Below are 3,406 nucleotides of genomic sequence, written 5' to 3'. Positions count from 1 at the left end.
GGACGGATGCGGGGCCGGTGGGGCGGGGTGCTGCTCGACGCGGCCGTCGTCGTCGCCGGTGCCGTCGGTCTCGGGCTGCTGCTCGGGCTCGCCGGCCTGCCCTCGCCCGCCCTGTTCGGCGGCCTGCTCGCCGGGCTCGCCCGCGCGCTGGCGGTCCGCACGCCGGCGCGGGTGCCCGAACGGCTCGGCACCGCCGGGCAGGCCGTCATCGGCGTCTCCATGGGTGTGCTGGTCGACGTCGGCACGCTGCGCGCGGTGGCCGCCGACTGGCTGCCGGTGCTCCTGGTGACCGTCGCGACGCTCCTGCTCAGCCTGCTGGCCGGGCTCGCCCTGCGGCTGCAGCCGGGCATCACCCCGGTGACCGGCGCCTTCGCCATGATCGCGGGGGGCGCCTCGGGGATCGTGGTGATGGCCCGGGAGCTGGGCGCCGACGAGCGGGTCGTCGCGGTGCTCCAGTACCTGCGGGTGCTGCTCATCGTCCTGCTGATGCCGGTGGTCGCCACCACCGCCTACGGGGCCACCGCGGGCGCCGGGCTCGTCCCCGAGGACGCCGGTGGACCGGGCTGGCCGGCCGGGCTGGTGTTCACCGCGACCTGCGCGCTCGTCGGGCTGGTCGCCGGGCGGCTGCTCCGGGTGCCCGTCGCCGCGCTGCTGGGCCCGCTCGTCGCCGCGGCGGTCGCGGACCTGACCGGCCTCGCCGGCGGCGCCGGGGTGCCGCCCCTGGTGGAGAGCGCGGCGTTCCTCGTGATCGGCCTGCAGGTGGGTGTCAGCTTCACCCGGGGCAGCCTGCGGGCCATCGGCCGGGCCCTGCCGCTGGCGCTGGCGGTCGTGCTCGTCCTCGTGCTGGCGTGCGCCGGCCTGGGTGGGCTGCTGGCCGCGGCCACGGGTGCCAGCGCTCTCGAGGGGTACCTGGCGACGACACCCGGCGGCCTGTACGCGGTGCTGGCCACCGCCCGCGACTCCGGGGCCGACACCACCTTCGTCCTCGCCGTCCAGGTGCTGCGGCTGTTCGTGATGCTGCTCAGCGCGCCGCTGGTGGCCCGCCGGCTCCGCCGGGCGCCCCCGGGCACCTGACGGGCGGGCCGGACGCGCCTACCCTCGTGGACCGGCGCACGAGCGGGAGGAGACCGGAGCTGTCCGAGGAGAACGCGGCCACCACGGGGCCGGGCCCCGACGACGCGGTGCTGCTGTTCGTCGGCGGCCCGCTCGACGGGCGCGTGCAGATCCGCGAGGCGCGGCACGGCGACCCGCTGCCGACCGTCACCCACGTCCACCTCCACGGCGGGCCGAAGGTCGTGCACCGCTACGACCTGGAGCCGCTCGCCGACGGCGTCGGCGTCTACAACCTGCGGCCGCCGGTGCGGCGGCCGGCCCGGGACGAGTCGGTCGCGGACTGACGCCGCGTCACCAGCCCTGCACGCGCCGGGCCTCGCCCACGACGCGCTCGAAGCGGGCGCGGTCCAGCGCAGCGCCCTCCCGGCGGACCGTCGCCGGGTCCAGCACCAGCAGCCGGTCCAGCCGCACCTCGCTGGGCCGTCCCCGCGGGTCCCAGGCGCCGCTGCCGATGTCGGTCCACACCCGGCCGTGGCGGGCCTCGTCGGCGGCGTCCCGGTCGTGGTCGCGGCTGGTGAGCATCAACCCCAGGAGGTCGCCGCCCCGCCGGCCGATGACCAGCACCGGCCGGTCCTTGCCGCGGCCGTCGTCCTCCTCGAACGGCACCCACGCCCAGACGATCTCGCCGGGGTCGGGGCGCCCGTCGTCGCGCGGCCGGTAGGCCACGTCGGGCGCACCGGCCGGCCGCGGCCGGGGGCCCCCGGGAGCCGGGGCGCGCAGCAGGTGCTGCAGCACGCGCCCGGCGGTGCGCGCCGCCGTCCGGCCGAGCCGCCCGAGAGGAGCCATGCGTCGCACCGTACGGAGCGGCCGCGACGGGCGCGTGGCGAGCCCGGGACACGGGACCGTCACCGCTCGTCCCACGTGACCCATGGGCACCAAATCGTCACCGTGGGGGTTGGCCGCGGGGATGCGGGGCAACCATGGGGCCGCGGGGAGCGTGCCGGCGTCCCCCGGGAGAAGGGGGTCTCATGACTTCGGCCGAACCGGCGCGCCCAGCAGTGCCGCGTGCCCGCGAGGTCCAGGCGAGCGTGCTCGCGGCCTTCCAGCTGGTCGAGGACGCGCGCTACCTCGGCTCGAGCCGCAGACGCCGCCGGCTGCGGGTCCGCGCGATGGCCGAGCGGGCCGTCGCCGACCGGAGGCTCGCCCGGGACCTGCGCGCCGGGTAGGCGGCCTCAGGTCACGCAGAACTCGTTGCCCTCCGGGTCGGCGAGCGTCACCCACGCGAACGGCCCCTGCCGGCCCCGCCACAGCTCGCGGGCACCCAGGCCGACCAGCCGGGCCACCTCGGCCTCGACCCGGTCCGGCCCGGCCGCCACGTCGAGGTGCAGCCGGTTCTTGACCGTCTTGGGCTCGGGGACGAGCTGGAACAGCACCCGCGGCCGGCCCGGGTCGGGTGACCTGATCGCCGCACCGACCTTCCAGACCAGCGCGCCCCGGTGGGTGGTGGTGTCGTCCGCGGTGGCCGCGCCTTCATCCACCATCCGGCGGATGAAGGCCTCGTCCTGGGCCTCCACCTGCCAGCCCAGCGCCTGGGCCCACCAGTCGGCGAGGTCGTGCGGTGCCGAGGAATCGACCGTGACCTGGACGTCGAACGCCATGGCCGCAGGCTAGGCCCGAGGCCTCGTCCAGCGGCTCGCCGCGAGCGTGCGAGCGGGGAGGAGGGCAGGGTCCTCCTAGAGCTCCTCGGCGAGTTCCGCGCGGATCGTGGCGTCGTCGGGCAGGTCCTCCGCCAGTGCGCAGTGGTCCTTGATCACCCGGCCGAACGGCGTCAGCGCCTTTGGGTCCACTCGCTTCGCCGGGTCCCACAGGCCCGAGCGCATGACCGACTTCGGGCACTGGAAGTACGCCCGCCGCACCTCGAGCACCAGCACCGACAGCGGCGCGCGGCCGAACTCGGTGAGGTCCAGCGGCAGCTCCTCGGGGGCGACCAGCGCCGCCGTGCCGTAGACCCGCAGCGTCTGCTCGACGCCGGGCACCAGGAACATCAGCGCGGCGCGGGGGTTGGCGGCCGCGTTGCGCAGGCTGTCGACGCGGTTGTTGCCCGGCCGGTCGGGGAGCGCCAGCCGGTGCGCGTCCAGCACGTGCACGAAGCCCGGGTCGCCGCCGCGCGGGGAGACGTCGGGCCAGCCCTCGGCGTCGGCGGTGGCCAGCGTCGCGAACGGGGAGTGGGCGATGAACTCCCGGCAGTGGGCGTCGAGGTGGTCGATCACCTTGTCCAGCACCAGGCCGCCCGGCGTCCGGTAGCCGGCCAGCACCGGGTCGTCGGTGGGCGGCGGGGGCAGCGGGACGGTGG

6 protein-coding genes are annotated in these 3,406 nt (G+C 77.1%); 3 read left to right on the top strand and 3 right to left on the bottom strand.

Annotated elements, in window-relative coordinates; genetic code table 11:
• The coding region (locus E9549_RS22515) for an AbrB family transcriptional regulator (RefSeq protein WP_308113176.1) at window positions 1–1,074 on the top strand (1,074 nt) is incomplete at its 5' end.
• 26 nt (window positions 1,075–1,100) lie between these two features.
• Window positions 1,101–1,397, top strand: coding sequence for a hypothetical protein (locus E9549_RS22510; RefSeq protein ID WP_236828823.1), 297 nt, complete (start codon window positions 1,101–1,103; stop codon window positions 1,395–1,397).
• 7 nt (window positions 1,398–1,404) lie between these two features.
• Here the strand turns inward: E9549_RS22510 and E9549_RS22505 are convergent, their stop codons facing one another.
• The gene (locus E9549_RS22505; protein WP_236828821.1) at window positions 1,405–1,899 is read right to left on the bottom strand and encodes a type II toxin-antitoxin system PemK/MazF family toxin; all 495 of its coding nucleotides are present in this window, start codon (window positions 1,897–1,899) and stop codon (window positions 1,405–1,407) included.
• A gap of 182 nt (window positions 1,900–2,081) precedes the next feature.
• Between E9549_RS22505 and E9549_RS22500 the strand changes: the two genes are divergently transcribed.
• Entirely contained in the window at window positions 2,082–2,279 is a 198-nt protein-coding gene (locus E9549_RS22500) for a hypothetical protein (RefSeq protein WP_236828820.1), read from the top strand.
• A gap of 6 nt (window positions 2,280–2,285) precedes the next feature.
• Here E9549_RS22500 and E9549_RS22495 read toward each other — a convergent pair whose 3' ends face one another.
• Window positions 2,286–2,711, bottom strand: coding sequence for a VOC family protein (locus E9549_RS22495; RefSeq protein WP_236828819.1), 426 nt, complete (start codon window positions 2,709–2,711; stop codon window positions 2,286–2,288).
• A gap of 75 nt (window positions 2,712–2,786) precedes the next feature.
• Window positions 2,787–3,368: an MSMEG_1061 family FMN-dependent PPOX-type flavoprotein gene (locus E9549_RS22490; protein ID WP_374201700.1), complete on the bottom strand. Its 582-nt coding sequence runs from the start codon at window positions 3,366–3,368 to the stop codon at window positions 2,787–2,789.
• Window positions 3,369–3,406 lie beyond the last annotated feature (38 nt).

It is taken from the genome of Blastococcus sp. MG754426, assembly GCF_021699055.1.
Taxonomy (GTDB): Bacteria; Actinomycetota; Actinomycetes; order Mycobacteriales; family Geodermatophilaceae; genus Blastococcus.
This window is presented reverse-complemented; position numbering and strand designations above follow the sequence as displayed.

Coding starts and splice junctions, on each gene's coding strand:
- E9549_RS22505 (WP_236828821.1), bottom strand. CDS start 1,899: ATGGCTCCTCTCGGGCGGCTCGGCCGGACGGCGGCGCGCACCGCCGGG.
- E9549_RS22500 (WP_236828820.1), top strand. CDS start 2,082: ATGACTTCGGCCGAACCGGCGCGCCCAGCAGTGCCGCGTGCCCGCGAG.
- E9549_RS22495 (WP_236828819.1), bottom strand. CDS start 2,711: ATGGCGTTCGACGTCCAGGTCACGGTCGATTCCTCGGCACCGCACGAC.